Origin of the sequence: Thermohalobaculum xanthum (genome assembly GCF_016623495.1) — a bacterium.
GTDB classification, from domain to species: Bacteria; Pseudomonadota; Alphaproteobacteria; order Rhodobacterales; family Rhodobacteraceae; genus Thermohalobaculum; species Thermohalobaculum xanthum.
Map to the genome: position 1 here is coordinate 255,547 of NZ_JAEHHL010000001.1, position 14,199 is coordinate 269,745.

13 protein-coding genes are annotated in these 14,199 nt (G+C 69.7%); 7 read left to right on the forward strand and 6 right to left on the reverse strand.

Going from position 1 to position 14,199, the window contains the following annotated elements; translation table 11 throughout:
- Positions 1–48: 48 nt before the first annotated feature.
- The 5 genes from H0I76_RS01250 to H0I76_RS01270 form a co-directional block, all read right to left on the reverse strand.
- On the reverse strand, positions 49–1,224 hold the full coding sequence (locus H0I76_RS01250; RefSeq protein WP_200605960.1) for a M23 family metallopeptidase: 1,176 nt from the start codon (positions 1,222–1,224) through the stop codon (positions 49–51).
- Positions 1,225–1,312: 88 nt separating this feature from the next.
- Positions 1,313–1,969 (reverse strand): protein-L-isoaspartate(D-aspartate) O-methyltransferase, encoded by a 657-nt coding sequence (locus H0I76_RS01255; protein WP_200605962.1) that lies wholly within the window; start codon positions 1,967–1,969, stop codon positions 1,313–1,315.
- A 39-nt stretch (positions 1,970–2,008) separates the two neighbouring features.
- Positions 2,009–2,806: a 5'/3'-nucleotidase SurE gene (gene surE / locus H0I76_RS01260; protein WP_200605964.1), complete on the reverse strand. Its 798-nt coding sequence runs from the start codon at positions 2,804–2,806 to the stop codon at positions 2,009–2,011.
- Between the two features lie 315 nt (positions 2,807–3,121).
- A complete protein-coding gene (gene serS, locus H0I76_RS01265) occupies positions 3,122–4,414 on the reverse strand; it encodes a serine--tRNA ligase (RefSeq protein ID WP_200605968.1) in 1,293 nt (430 codons plus the stop codon).
- 149 nt (positions 4,415–4,563) lie between these two features.
- Positions 4,564–4,728, reverse strand: coding sequence for a hypothetical protein (locus H0I76_RS01270; RefSeq protein WP_200605970.1), 165 nt, complete (start codon positions 4,726–4,728; stop codon positions 4,564–4,566).
- A gap of 234 nt (positions 4,729–4,962) precedes the next feature.
- Here H0I76_RS01270 and yajC point away from each other — a divergent pair, with 234 nt between their 5' ends.
- The 5 genes from yajC (at position 4,963) to rarD (ending at position 10,184) form a co-directional block, all read left to right on the forward strand.
- Positions 4,963–5,295 carry a preprotein translocase subunit YajC gene (gene yajC, locus H0I76_RS01275; RefSeq protein WP_200605979.1) on the forward strand — a complete coding sequence of 111 codons (333 nt, stop codon included), beginning with the start codon at positions 4,963–4,965 and terminating at the stop codon, positions 5,293–5,295.
- An 84-nt stretch (positions 5,296–5,379) separates the two neighbouring features.
- Positions 5,380–7,938: a protein translocase subunit SecD gene (gene secD, locus H0I76_RS01280; RefSeq protein WP_200605989.1), complete on the forward strand. Its 2,559-nt coding sequence runs from the start codon at positions 5,380–5,382 to the stop codon at positions 7,936–7,938.
- 63 nt (positions 7,939–8,001) lie between these two features.
- The gene (locus H0I76_RS01285) at positions 8,002–8,364 is read left to right on the forward strand and encodes an Mth938-like domain-containing protein (protein ID WP_325166142.1); all 363 of its coding nucleotides are present in this window, start codon (positions 8,002–8,004) and stop codon (positions 8,362–8,364) included.
- A gap of 184 nt (positions 8,365–8,548) precedes the next feature.
- The gene (locus H0I76_RS01290; protein ID WP_200605993.1) at positions 8,549–9,163 is read left to right on the forward strand and encodes a superoxide dismutase; all 615 of its coding nucleotides are present in this window, start codon (positions 8,549–8,551) and stop codon (positions 9,161–9,163) included.
- A gap of 88 nt (positions 9,164–9,251) precedes the next feature.
- Positions 9,252–10,184: an EamA family transporter RarD gene (rarD, locus tag H0I76_RS01295; RefSeq protein WP_200605994.1), complete on the forward strand. Its 933-nt coding sequence runs from the start codon at positions 9,252–9,254 to the stop codon at positions 10,182–10,184.
- On the opposite strand, the gene H0I76_RS01300 is transcribed toward rarD, so the two are convergent.
- Positions 10,115–10,678, reverse strand: coding sequence for an LOG family protein (locus H0I76_RS01300; protein ID WP_200606005.1), 564 nt, complete (start codon positions 10,676–10,678; stop codon positions 10,115–10,117). The genes rarD and H0I76_RS01300 overlap by 70 nt on opposite strands.
- A gap of 113 nt (positions 10,679–10,791) precedes the next feature.
- On the opposite strand from H0I76_RS01300, the gene H0I76_RS01305 reads away from it, so the two are divergent.
- Both H0I76_RS01305 and H0I76_RS01310 read left to right on the forward strand, forming a co-directional pair.
- The gene (locus H0I76_RS01305) at positions 10,792–12,219 is read left to right on the forward strand and encodes a LysM peptidoglycan-binding domain-containing protein (RefSeq protein WP_200606013.1); all 1,428 of its coding nucleotides are present in this window, start codon (positions 10,792–10,794) and stop codon (positions 12,217–12,219) included.
- 152 nt (positions 12,220–12,371) lie between these two features.
- A complete protein-coding gene (locus H0I76_RS01310; RefSeq protein WP_200606015.1) occupies positions 12,372–14,177 on the forward strand; it encodes an ABCB family ABC transporter ATP-binding protein/permease in 1,806 nt (601 codons plus the stop codon).
- The last annotated feature ends 22 nt before the right edge of the window (positions 14,178–14,199 follow it).

Sequence of the window (14,199 nt, forward strand, 5' to 3'; positions counted from 1 at the left end):
GCCCTTCGCGGTTTCGGGCCTGATCGGTCCGGCCTCTCGGCCCGAGCGTCAGAAGAACGGCATCGGGTCGACGCTGACCGCGCCGCGGCGCACCTCGAAATGCATGCGCGGCTCGCCGCCGTCGGGCGAGGGGGCAACCGTCCCGATCGGCTGCCCACGCCGCACCGTGGTGCCCTTGCCGACCGTCACGCCCTCGACGCGACCATAGACGGTGAGCAGCTCGTCCGGGTGACGGACGACCACGATCGTGCCGAGACCGCCCAGCGACGGCGAGACGAGCGCAACCGAGCCGTCCGCGGCCGCCACCACCGGCGTGCCGACAGGGGCGGCGAAGTCGACGCCCTCGTTGCGGGTGCCGCCGGCACCCCAGGTATCGTAGCCGACCACCACGGGGCCATCGACGGGTTTGGTGAGGCGCAGGTTCTCGAGCCCGGCGGGCCGCGCCGACGGCGAGGCGGCGGCAAGTTCCTGCTCGGCGGCGCGCTCTGCCTCGACGGCGGCGCGCTCGGTTGCTGCGGTGGTAGCGGCTGCGGTGCCCGAGGGGTCCGCGCTCGGGGCAGGGGTCTGATACTGCCCCAGATCGGGCGAGGGCAGATCCGCCGGGCGTTCCGGCTCCGGCGGAAGCGGCGTGGCAGCCGAGGGAGGCGGCTCGAGCGGCGCGTCCGCCGTGCCTGCCCGATCGATCGCCGCGGCCGCGAGGTCCGGCGACCAGCCGCCACTGGACGTCGCCGGGGCTGCGCTCTCGGCGGCGGCGGTTCCCGCGCTCGCCGGGGCAGCGGTGTCGAAGGTCGGGCCTGGGGTCGTCGTCACGATGCCCGGCGTTGCGCCAGCGCCCGTGGCGGTGCTGGCCGACGCGACCGCTGTGCCGCCATAGCCGCCCGGTCGCGGAGGCAGGACCAGCTCGTCGCCGGCCCGCAGCTGCTGCGTCGGCGAGAGGCCGTTGTATGAGCCGAGCTCGCTGGCCGACAGGCCGACCCGGTCTGCGAGGCTTGCGACCGTGTCTCCCTGGCTCGCACGGATGGCTTCGTACCCGTCATAGGCGATCACGCCTCCGGGGCCTGTGGCCGGCGCGCCGGGGGCCGGCTGCGTGACCGCGCCGCCGCTGCCCGTGCCGCGATACTCGACCGCGGCCTGGTTCGAGGATTTACTGCCGGCGCAGCCGGCGAGCGTCATCGCCGATACGAGCGCGAGGCCGAGCCCCGCCTTCTGACTGATGGACCGCATGGTGCTTCCAGCTCCTGCCTCTTTCGTTTCTGGTCCGGTTGCGACCGCCGTCGGCGGCCGCCGCATCTACCCGCTGCGGCCCGCCTGCTCAGGGGCCGTTCTCCTCGGGCATCCCCTCGATCAGCGGAACGAAAAGCACGTCCGACAAGACCGTGTAATCGAGACCGTCCTCAGTCTTCTCGATCTTGATCAGCTGCTGAACCTCGTCCGACTGCCCGACGGGCACCACCATTATGCCACCGGGGCGCAACTGATCCAACAGCATGCGCGGCGCGTCGTCGGCCGCGGCGGCGACCAGGATGCGGTCGAACGGCGCCTGCTCCGGCCAGCCGCGCGTGCCGTCGCCGGTGCGGATGGTGACGTTGTGGATGCCAAGGCCCTCGAGCCGCTCGCGGGCCAGCCGGACCAGCGGTCGGTGCCGCTCGATGGCGTAGACCCGGCGCGCGAGGCGCGCGAGGATCGCGGTCTGGTAGCCCGAGCCTGCGCCGATCTCGAGCACCTTGCAGCGTGGTGTCACGTTGAGCGCTTCGGTCATCACGGCGACGATCGAGGGCTGCGAGATCGTCTGGCCGCAGGCGATGGGAAGCGGCCGGTCCTCCCACGAGCGATCCTTGAAGGCGCGGTCGACGAACACGTCGCGCGGCACCGACTCCATGGCCGTCAGCACGCGCTTGTCGGTGACGCCCGCCTGTCTGAGGCTGAGCATCAGGCGCATCAGGCTCTCGGAACGATGATCGGGCGTCATGGGAAGCTCCGACTGGAAGGACGCGACATCTGGCCGAGCCTAGACCGAAGCCGCGCGGCTGTCATTCGACAGCGTGGCCCGGGCGCCCTCGATCAGGTCATAGGCGGTCATCTGCGGGATGACCGGCGTCGCGGTGATCCAGCCTTCGAGGCAGAGCCGCGCGTCCGAGCCCTCGGGCGCCGAGCTGTTCGCCGTGGTGTGACGCAGGAACTGGAACTCGCGCCCGTTGGGCGCGGTGTAGGGGACAACCTCGAAGGTGGCCTCGGCGCGCAGGCCGTGCGGGCAGACGGCCAAACCCTTGACCGCTTCGGGGCGCACGGCGGGGAAGTTCACGTTGTAGAACACGCCGCGCCGGCGGGGCATGGCGAGGACGCGGCGCAGCGTCTCGGTGCCATGGGCGCGCGCGGGGTCCCAAAGGTCGTCGGGCGCGCCTTCCCAGTTGCGGAAGAACTGGCTCATCGAGATCGCGGGGAAGCCGGCCAGCGCCGCCTCCATCGCCGCGCCCACGGTGCCGGAATAGACAAGGTCCTCGGCCACGTTGTGGCCCCGGTTGATGCCCGAGATCACCAGATCGGGCGGGCATTCCTTCATGACGCGATGGAGCCCCACCAGCGCGCAGTCGGCGGGGTAGCCGTCGACCGAGAAGCGCCGGTCCGAGAGCCGGGTGAGGCGCATCGGCGCGGTGTAGGAGATCGCGTGGCTCGCGCCCGACCGCTCGTTGTCGGGGGCCACCACCCAGACCTCGCCTGACGGGCCGGCGATCTCAGCCGCGATCGACTCGGCCAGCTTCAGGCCCGGCGCGTTGATGCCGTCGTCGTTGGTGATGAGAATCCGCATGCTGCCCGCTCCCGCCGCCTGTCTTGCCTGTGGGGCGTTTTAGGGGTGAGGCGGAGCCGCGTCCATGGCGGATTTCTCGGGTGCGATGGGCGGGCGCTCCGGTGAGCGGGCCGATATGCGGCCGCGGATCGCGTGGAAGTGACGCCGCGACATGTCGAGGACGCGGGCTTTCACGCGTGAAACCCTACGTAACATATTGTTTTTATATAGTTTATGTGTGAACGCACGTGAGTGCATCGACGACAGGAAGGGTCTTCGGCAATCATTGCCCGCGCGGAAGGGATCCCGGCGCTGGTCCGGGATCCTGCTGGTTACTTAGCCGAGCGAGCCGTCCGCGCGGATGACCGTGGCGCCCTTCATGTAGGGCCGCAGCACCTCGGGGATAGTGATCGAGCCGTCGGCCTGCTGGCCGTTCTCCATCACCGCGATCAGCGCGCGGCCGACCGCGAGGCCCGAGCCGTTCAGGGTGTGCACGAAATCGGGCCGCTTTTCCCCTTCACGGCGGAAGCGGGCGTTCATGCGCCGGGCCTGGAAATCGCCGCAGACCGAGCACGACGAGATCTCGCGGTAGGTGTCCTGGCCGGGCAGCCAGACCTCGATGTCGTGGGTCCGCTGGGCGCCGAAGCCCATGTCTCCGGTGCAGAGCACCACGGTGCGGTAGGGCAGGCCGAGCTTCTCGAGAATACCCTCGGCGCAGCGGGTCATGCGCTCGTGCTCGGCCAGCGCGTCCTCGGGCGTGGTGATCGAGACCATCTCGACCTTCTCGAATTGGTGCTGGCGCAGCATGCCGCGGGTGTCCTTGCCGGCCGAGCCCGCCTCGGACCGGAAGCATTGCGTCCAGGCGGTGAAGCGCAGGGGCAGGGTGCCGGCATCGAGGATCTCGCCGGCCGCGATGTTGGTGAGCGTCACCTCGGCCGTGGGGATGAGCCACCAGCCATTGGTCGTCTGGTAGCTGTCCTCGGCGAATTTCGGCAGCTGCCCGGTGCCGACCATGGCCTCGTCCTTGACCAGCACGGGGGTCCAGACCTCGGTCAGGCCGTTCTCGTCGACATGGGTGTCGAGCATGAACTGCGCCAGCGCGCGATGCAGGCGGATGAGCGCGCCCTTGAGCGTGACGAAGCGCGCGCCCGAGAGGCGGGCGGCGAACTCGAAATCCATGCATCCCATGGCCTCGCCCAACTCGAAATGCTCGCGCGGCGCGAAATCGAACGTGCGCGGGGTGCCCCAGCGGTGCAGCTCGACATTCTGGCTCTCGTCGGCGCCGTCGGGCACCGAATCGAGCGGCAGGTTGGGGATCGTGAGCAGGAGCGCCTCGAGACGCTCGTCCTCGGCCTTGGCCTCGGCCTCGAGGCGGGCGATCTCGTCCTTCTTCTCGGCCACCAGCGCGCGCAGCCGCTCGAACTCGGCCTCGTCGCCGCTGGCCTTGGCCTTGCCCACGTCCTTCGATGCCGCGTTGCGTGCGGCCAGTGCGGCCTCGGCCGCGGTGATCCTGGCGCGGCGCGCCTCGTCGATCGCGAGGATCTCGGCCGCGACCGGCGCGAGCCCGCGGCGCGAGAGCGCGGCATCAAATGCAGCCGGGTTTTCGCGGATGGCGCGGATGTCGTGCATGGTCAGCTCCTTCGGGACCGAGCGGGCGGGATGGACCCGGCGCGGCATAGCCGATCCTGATGGGCTTTTCCAGCACGCGCGAACCGGCGCGCGCGGCCCCGTTGGGCGTGCGCGGGCATGCAGGGCAGGCAGGTCCTACGGGTCGGGTATCAGACGAACGCGATGGCCATCACTGCGGCGTAGAGGGTAATGCCGAGCGCGGCGGCACTGTAATACATGACGTCGAGCATGCGTTCTCTCCCGGGCAGATCGTTTTTCTTTTCGCCGTTGGTACGATAACCGCACCAGAGCCGAGCAACTTTGACATGTGTCAAAGGTCTCGATCTCCGCGCAACAATATTGCAGGGATAAAAATTTATTGCAAGTGCGAAGTCGTGCTGCAAGCGCGAAAAAGCGCGCCACAAGGCACCCTGCGGGCGTTGCCGGGTGAAGCGGGCCGGTCGGGCCGGGCGTTGCTTGCATGGGGCGGGGGCGCCGTATATATCGCCGGTGCCTGCGCTCGCGACGTTCGTGGCGCGCCAGAAACAGTTGTCACGAAAGGAGTCCGCATGTTTGCGACCCCCGCCTACGCCCAGGCCGCCGGCGCCGCGCCCGGTGGAGGCTTCCTGCCTTCGCTGCTGCCGCTGATCCTGATCTTCGTCATCTTCTACTTCCTGCTGATCCGCCCGCAGCAAAAACGCGCGAAGGAGCACAAGCAGATGATCGAGGCGCTGCGGCGCGGCGACCAGGTCGTCCTGGCGGGCGGCATCATGGGCAAGGTCGTCCGCGTCCGCGACGAGGACGAGGCCGAGGTCGAGATCGCCGAGGGCGTGAAGATCCGGGTGGTCAAGTCGACCATTGCCCAGGTCGTCTCCAAGACCGAGCCCGCGAACGACGCCTGAGACCCGCGGAGGGCCGGGCGCGATCGCGGGCCTGGCCATTCGCCCTCGGGACCCACGACACCAAGCCCCTGAAGGCCGCGCCCTATGCTCTACTTCCCGCTCTGGAAAAAGATCTGGATCATCGGGCTCTGCGTGCTCGGCATCCTGTTCGCCCTGCCGAACCTGGCGACGCAGGAGATGCGCGACAGCATCCCCGACTGGCTGCCGCGCGATTCGGTGAACCTGGGGCTCGACCTGCGGGGCGGGGCGCATCTGCTGGTCGAGGTCCAGGTCGGCGAGGTCGAGGCCGACCGGATGGAGGCGCTGCGCGCCGATGTGCGCCAGGCCCTGATCGACGCCGATGTGCGCCGGTTCACCGGCCTGCGGGCGGCGGAGGACCACGTCTCGGTCCGCATCACCAATGCCGACGACATGGCGCGCGCGCTCGAGGCGCTGCGCGCGCTCGCCCAGCCGGTGACGGGCTTGCTGGGCACGGGCCTGCCGGGCATGGCGGCGGGCAGCGACCTCGAGGTGACCGACAGCGGCGACCAGACCCTGCGCATCGGTCTGACCGAGCCCGCCATCGCCGCGATGAACGAGCGCACGATGGCGCAGTCGCTGGAGATCGTGCGCCGCCGCATCGACGAGAGCGGCACGCGCGAGCCCACCATCCAGCGCCAGGGCGAGGACCGTATCCTGGTCCAGGTGCCGGGCATCGGCTCGGCCGAGGAACTTCTGGGGCTGATCGGGCGCACCGCGAAGCTGACCTTCCACGCGGTCAAGGGCATCGGCGCCGAGGCGCAGAACCCGGGGCCGGGCGAGATGGTGCTGAACGACGCCACGAGCGCCGAGCCGCTGCTGCTGGAGCGCCGGGCGATCCTGACCGGCGATCAGCTGGTCGACAGCCAGCTGGGCTTCCACCCCGACACCGGCCTGCCGGTGGTCAATTTCCGCTTCGATTCCGGCGGCGCGCGCATCTTCGGCAACTACACGGCCGCGAATGTCGGGCAGCTTTTCGCCATCGTGCTGGACAACGAGGTGATCACCGCGCCGCGCATCCAGTCGCCGATCCTGGGCGGATCGGGCTTCATCGAGGGCAACTTCACGGTCGAGAGCGCGACCGAGCTGTCGATCCTGCTGCGCTCGGGCGCGCTGCCCGCCTCGATCAAGGTGCTCGAGCAGCGCACGGTCGGGCCCGATCTCGGCGCGGATTCGATTGCCAAGGGCGAGGTCGCGACCGCGCTGGCCTTCGCCGCGGTCATCGGCTTCATGCTGCTGGTCTACCGGATCTTCGGCGTCTTTGCCTGCGTCGCGCTGGTCGTCAACGTCGCGCTGATCATGGGCGTGCTGTCGGCCATCGGGGCCACGCTGACATTGCCGGGCATCGCCGGCATCGTGCTGACCATCGGCATGGCGGTCGATGCCAACGTGCTGATCTTCGAGCGAATACGCGAGGAGCTGCGCCGCTCGAAAGGCGTGAGCCGCGCCATCGAGAAGGGCTATTCCGAGGCGTTCTCGGCCATCATCGACGCCAACATCACCACGCTCATCGCGGCGGTGATCCTGTTTGCGATCGGCTCGGGGCCGGTGAAGGGTTTCGCCGTGACGCTGGGCATCGGCATCGTGACCTCGGTCTTCACCGCGGTGCTGCTGACGCGCCTGATGATCTCGATGTGGCTCGAGCGCGCTCGACCCAAGACGCTGCAGGTCGAGCGGTTCCGGCTGGTGCCCGACGAGACGCATCTCCACTTCATGAAGATGCGCCGGGCCTGCTTCGGCGTCTCGGTCGCCGGCGTCGTGGTGTCGCTGGGCCTGCTGGTCGCGATGGGGCTGAACTTCGGCATCGACTTCCGCGGCGGCACGATGATCGAGTTCCGCACCGCGCAGGAGGCCGATCTGGGCGCGATCCGCTCGGAGGTCTCGGGGCTTGGGATCGGCGATGTCCAGGTCCAGAGCTTCGGCACCGAGCGCGACGTGCTGGTCCGGGTCGAGGCGCAGGGCGCCGATGGCGACGAGCGCATGGCCGTGGCCGACGCCGTGGGCGACCGGCTGACCGAGGTCTTCGAGGGCGGCGAGGTGCGGCGCGTCGAGGTCGTCGGTCCCAAGGTCTCGGGCGAGTTGCTGGAGGCGGGCATCCTGGCCATCGTGCTCGCGGTGACGGCGGTGCTGGTCTACATCTGGCTGCGGTTCGAATGGCAGTTCGGCGTGGGTGCGGTGATCGCGCTGGTGCATGACGTGGCACTGACCATCGGGGTCTTTGCGCTGGTCGGGATCGAGTTCAACCTGTCGATCATCGCGGCATTGCTGGCGATCGTCGGCTACTCGCTCAACGACACCGTGGTCGTCTATGACCGCGTGCGCGAGAACCTTCGAAAATACAAGAAGATGGATCTGGCCCAGCTGCTGGACCTCTCGGTCAACGAGACCCTCTCGCGCACCTTGATGACCTCGCTCACCACGCTGGTCGCGCTGGTCGCGATGTTCCTGCTGGGACCGCAGGTGATCCAGGGCTTCACCTTCGCCATGATCTGGGGAATCGTGATCGGCACCTATTCCTCGATCTTCGTGGCGGCGGCGCTGCTGCTGTCGCTGAAGATCAAGCGCGACTGGACCGAGGAAGACCCGCAGAAGGCGGGCGTCCAGTTCGGCAGCGCCGAGGGATGAGCGCCGTTCGGCGCGCGGCCTTGACGCGGGGGCGGTGAGCCCCCATCACTCGGGGCCATGCGCATGAACGAGATCACATTCGGCGGCCAGCGCCCGGTCGATGGCTATGGGCCCGGCGGCTTTCGCATCGCGGGCGAATGGCACGAGGGGCCACTGGTGCTGTTGCCCTCGGGCATCCAGCCGATGGCCGGGGGCGCGCTGGGCGATGCCGCGATTGCCCCCGTGCTGGCGGCGGCGGCCGAGATCGACGTGGTGCTGGTCGGGCAGGGTGCCGAGATCGCACCCCTGCCGCGGGCGCTGCGCGAGGCTTTCGAGGCCGCGGGCATCGGTGTCGAGATGATGTCGACCCCCTCCGCCTGCCGCACCTACAACGTTCTTCTGGCCGAGGATCGCCGGGTCGCGGCGCTGCTGATCGCTGTGGGCTGAGCCCGGCCGCGCGGCCGGCGAGGGGCAGGGCCATAGCCCGGGCGTCGCGCTGGCTTACCGTATCGCCGGCATTGGCCGGATCGCGCCGAATTCCCTTTCATCCGGGCGGCAAGGTCATATATTCCGCCCCGAGGGGCGACCACGCCCCCGAGGATTTCAGCGACCCGACAGAGAGGGGACCCCCATGGCTTTCACGCTTCCCGACCTTCCCTATGCCCATGACGCGCTGGCGCCGTTCGGGATGTCGAAGGAGACGCTCGAGTTCCACCACGACCTCCACCACAAGGCCTATGTCGACAACGGCAACAAGCTGATCGCCGGCACCGAGTGGGAGGGCAAGTCGCTCGAGGAGATCGTCAAGGGCACCTACCAGGCCGGTGCCGTGGCGCAGTCGGGCATCTTCAACAACGCCTCGCAGCATTGGAATCACAACCAGTTCTGGGAAATGATGGGCCCCAAGCGCACGGGCATGCCCGGCGCGCTGGAGAAGGCGATCACCGACGCCTTCGGCTCGGTCCAGAAGTTCAAGGACGACTTCGCCGCCGCGGGTGCGGGCCAGTTCGGCTCGGGCTGGTGCTGGCTGGTCAAGGACAAGGACGGCTCGCTGAAGGTGACCAAGACCGAGAACGGCGTGAACCCGCTGTGCTTCGGTCAGACCGCGCTGCTGGGCTGCGACGTGTGGGAGCACAGCTACTACATCGACTATCGCAACAAGCGGCCGGCATACCTGTCGAACTTCCTCGACAATCTCGTGAACTGGGAAAACGTGGCCGAGCGGCTGGCGAAGGCCGGCGGCTGAGGCAACGGCGGGCCCCGGCACGGGGCCCTGCGAGGAACGGCCCCGGGGCGAGGCAGCTTGCCCCGGGGTCTTTGCGTGGAGGACGGGCATGGCGGGGCTTTGGGCCGCGGTGACGGCGGCGACCATCTGGGGTTTCGCGCCGCTGTTCTTCGCGCTGTTGCGTCACGTGCCGGCCGAGGAACTGCTGGCGCACCGCATCATCTGGGCGGCCGTGTTCGTGGGTGGCTTCTGCCTGCTGACCGGGCGCACCGAGCGGATCCGCGCCGCGCTCGCGGACCGCAGCGAGCGCCGCGTGCTGGCGTTGAGCGCGCTCCTGATCGGCGCGAACTGGTTCATCTTCCTCATGGCGATCCAGGCGGGCCGCGTCGCCGAGTGCGGCATCGGCTACTACATCATGCCGCTGGTCGGTGTGGTGCTGGGCGTCATGGTGCTGGGCGAGCGGCTCGACCGCGCGCAATGGGCGGCGGTGGCGCTGGCGGGCCTGGCAGTCGTGGTGCTGTCGGTCGGCACCGGCACGGCGCCCTGGCTGCCGCTGTCGCTGGCGCTGAGCTTCTCGGTCTACGGGCTTCTGCGCAAACGCGCGGCGACGGGCGCGATCTCGGGCTTCGTGGTCGAGACGCTGGTGCTGGTGCCGCTGGCGCTGGCCTGGGTCTGGGGCGCGGACGCGCTGGGGTGGAGCGGCCTGTCGGGCCTCCAGGGCGGGCATTTCGGCACCGACCTCGAAACCTCGCTGCTGCTGATCGCGGCGGGTCCGGTGACCGGGGTCCCGCTGATCCTGTTCGCCGAGGCCGCGCGGCGGCTCAACTACTCGACCACGGGGCTGATCCTCTATATCGGCCCGACCTTGCAGGTGCTGCTGGCCGTGACCGTGCTGGGCGAGCACCTTACCGACTGGCACGCCGTGGCGCTGCCGATGATCTGGGCGGCGCTGGCGCTCTATTCCGCCTCGGCCTACCGGCGCGACAGGGCGTCGCGCAGGGCGCTGACGGCCGCGTCGACGGTGTCGACGACCGTCAGGTAGTCGCGGAAGGGCGCGCCGACGAAGCCCTCGTCGATCATGTGGTCGAAGAGCGCGAGGAGCGGGCCCCAGTAATCCTCGGGATTGAGCAGGACGACGGGCTTCTCGTGCAGGCCGAGGTGGCGCCAGGTCAGCACCTCGATCAGTTCGTCCAGCGTGCCGGGACCGCCGGGCAGGGCCAGCACCGCATCGGAGTTGCCGAACATCAGCTTCTTGCGCTCGTGCATGGTCTCGGTGACGATCAGGGCGTCGATGTCGTTCTTGCAGACCTCGAGCTCGAAGAGGTGACGCGGGATGAACCCGGTGACGCGGGCGCCGGCATTGCGGGCTGAACGGGCGGTTTCGCCCATCAGGCCAAGGTCCCCGGCGCCGTAGACGACACCGAATCCGGCGCGCCCGAGCGACTCGCCCACTGCGCGTGCGACCTTGACGTGACCGGGCCGTCTTCCGGCACGAGAGCCACAATAGATGCAAATCGTTGCCGTCTGCCCGGTCATCCTGCCCCCTCGTGCCTGAACGTGGCTTGACTATCCACATGGCGTGGCTTTCATGCAATAGAGGGGCGGAGGAACGGGGTGTTGCGGCTGGGCCGCAGGATGAGGCATCTGGGATGAAGAGGGCTCGCCGAGGCTGGCTGATCTCTGCCGTCGTGTTGGCGCTGGCGGGGGTCGCATTGACCCATCTTGTGCCGGACTGGCGCGTGCGGCTCGGCTTGGAGCGCCCTGAGGCGCCCGTGCCCGAGGCGGTCGCGCAGGCCGATGGCACCGTGACGCCCGCGGCCGATGCGCCGGCCGAGCCCGCGCCCGACAACGCCGCGCCCGCCGAGAAGGCTGCCGATGGCGCCGCCGCCCCGGCCACGGACGTGGCCACGGACACCCAGGCCGAGCCCTCCGAGACCGAGATCATACCCAGCGACGCCGAGATCGCCGCCGTGCCCGAGGCCGCGGCCGATGGCGCCGCCCCTGCGGACGCGGGCGAGGCGGAGACCGAGCCGGCCGCCGCCGACATGCCGGCGATCGGAACGGACGCCGAGACGGTCACGGCCGAGGACGCCGCGCCCGTCGTCGCCCTGGCCGACGACACGACGCCGGTGTTCGACGTGGTGCGCGTCGACCCCGAAGGCGAGGCGGTCATCGCGGGGAGCGCCCAGCCGGGCGCCGAGGTCGAGTTGCTGATCGACGGCGTGGTGATCGCCAGTGCGATCGCGGGCGGCGATGGCAGCTTCGTGGTCCTCGCAAGCCTTGGCCGCAGTGACCGGGCGCGCGCGCTGCAGCTGCGCGCCGCCGGCGCGGCGGCGGCATCGGCGGTGGATCAGGAGGCGGTGGAGGTCGTCACCACGTCGCCCGAGGCCGCCAGCGACGGGAAGCAGGCCGGCACGGCCGAGGGCGAGGTCGCGGCCGCGGCGGATGCCGATACGGCGGCCGGCCAGGCGAAGGCCGCGTTGACGGCCGAGCCTGCCCGCGCGGGGCTGAGCGCGCCCGTGGTGATCCTGCCCTCCGAGACCGGCAGCGATGCGCCGCTGATCGTGGCGCCCGAGGCGGAGAGCGTGGCCCTTCTGCAACCCGCGGCGACCGAGAGCGCGCGCGTCGTGCTCGACCGGATTTCCTACAGCCAGGGCGGAGACGCCGTCGCAGCGGGGCGCGCGCGTCCCGGACACGCGGTGCGCGCCTATGCGAACGCCGAATTCGTGACGGATGCCGCGGTCTCGGCCACCGGGGACTGGCAGCTGACCCTGCCGCGCGCCGTGGCCGAGACCGCCAAGCTGCTGCGCTTCGACGAGGTTTCGGCGTCGGGCGAGGTGACCAGCCGGCTCGAGACGCCGTTCAGCTACGATAACGGGTCGGGCGGGGTCGAGACGCGCCAGCGGCGTATCGTGGTGCAGCGCGGCGACAACCTGTGGCGCATCGCCGAGCAGCACTATGGCGAGGGGATCCGCTACTCGGTGATCTTCGGCGCGAATTCCGGGCTGATCCGCGATCCGGACCTGATCTATCCCGGGCAGGTTTTCAGCATCCCCGAACTGATTGCCGCCGATTGAGCGGTCGCCCGTCCGGGCCCGCTTCCCGGCCCGAGGCAGGTGGGCCCGACGACTTGTGCGCGCCTCCCGGGTTGGAAAGAGGCTTTCAGCGCTTAGATGGAGCGCATGTGCCGCGTGGCAGCTCGCGCCGCGCGCGTGACGCGGAGAGAGTGATGCGTGGATCGCGGCGGCGTGCCCTGACCCAGGGGACGCCCGACATCAAGACGCTGTGGCGTGTGCTGCCCGACCTCTGGCCCGAGGGCCGGCCCGAGCTGCGGGTCCGGGTCGTGATCGCGTTGCTGCTGCTGGTCGCGGCCAAGGGCGCGACCCTCGTGACGCCCTTCCTCTACCGCGCCGCGGTCGATGCGCTCGAGCCCGGTACGGCGGCCCAGGCCGTGGCGGCGCCGGTCATGCTGGTGGTCGCCTATGGCGTGGTGCGCCTGTCGGGCACGGTGCTGCAGCAGGTGCGCGACATGATCTTTGCCCGGGTCAGCCAGCATGCACTGCGCGGTCTGGCGAACCGGACATTCGCCCATGTCCACCGGCTGAGCCTTGGCTATCACCTGGCGCGGCGCACGGGCGAGCTGAGCCGCGTGGTCGACCGCGGCATCAAGGCCATCGACTTCCTGCTGCGCTTCCTGGTGTTCAACGTCGTGCCACTGGCGCTGGAGCTGGTCGTCGTCTGCATCATCTTCTGGGTCGAGTTCGGATTCGCCTACTTCGCCGTCCTGCTGGCGACCATCGCCGCCTACGTGGTCTTCACCTTCCGCGTCACCGAGTGGCGGCTGAAGATCCGGGTGCAGATGAACAAGGACGACCAGGACGCGCACCAGAAGGCGGTCGACAGCCTGCTGAACTACGAGACGGTCAAGTATTTCAACGCCGAGTCGCGCGAGAGCGCGCGCTACGACCGGGCGATGGCGTCCTACCAGGAGGCCGCGATCAAGACGGCGACGTCGCTGGGGATCCTGAACTCGGGCCAGGCTGCGATCATCGCCGCGGGGCTGGTCGGCGTGATGGCGATGTCGGCAGTCGAGGTGCAGGCGGGAAGCCTGACGGTCGGCAGCTTCGTCATGGTGAACGCCTTCCTGATCCAGATCACGGTTCCGCTCAACTTCCTCGGCACCGTCTATCGCGAGATCCGGCAGTCGATGATCGACATGCGCGAGATGTATGCGCTGGCCGACACCGCGCCCGAGGTCGTCGACCGCCCCGGCGTGCCGCCGCTGCGTGTGGGCGAGGGGCGGGTGCGGTTTCGCGATGTCGAGTTCGGATACGGCCCCGAGCGGCCGATCCTGCGCGGCGTCGACTTTGACGTGGCGGGCGGCGGCACGCTGGCGGTGGTCGGGCCGTCGGGGGCGGGAAAGTCGACCATCGCGCGGCTGCTGTTCCGCTTCTACGACGTGACCGGTGGCGCCATCGAGATCGACGGGCAGGACCTGCGTGGGGTGCAGCAGACCTCGATACGCGCCGCGATCGGCGTGGTCCCGCAGGACACGGTGCTGTTCAACGACACGATCGGCTACAACATCGCCTATGGCGCCGAGAAAGCGTCACGCGACGATGTCGAGCGCGCGGCGCGCGCGGCGCGCATCCATGACTTCATAATGACGCTGCCCGAGGGCTACGACACCATGGTGGGCGAGCGGGGCCTGAAACTGTCGGGTGGCGAGAAGCAGCGCGTCGCCATCGCGCGGACGATCCTGAAGGACCCGCCGATCCTGATCCTCGACGAGGCGACCTCGGCGCTCGATACCGGGACCGAGCGCGAGATCCAGGCCGAGCTGCGGCGGCTGGGGCAGGGACGCACCGTGCTGATGATCGCGCACCGCCTGTCGACCGTGGTCGATGCCGACGAGATCGTGGTGCTCGAGGCCGGCCGGGTGGTCGAACGCGGCCGGCACGAGCGGCTCTTGGCGCTGGGCGGTCGCTATGCCGAGATGTGGGCGCGCCAGGAGGCGGAGGCCGAGACGGCTTAGACCGAGAGGGCGCGGGGCCCGG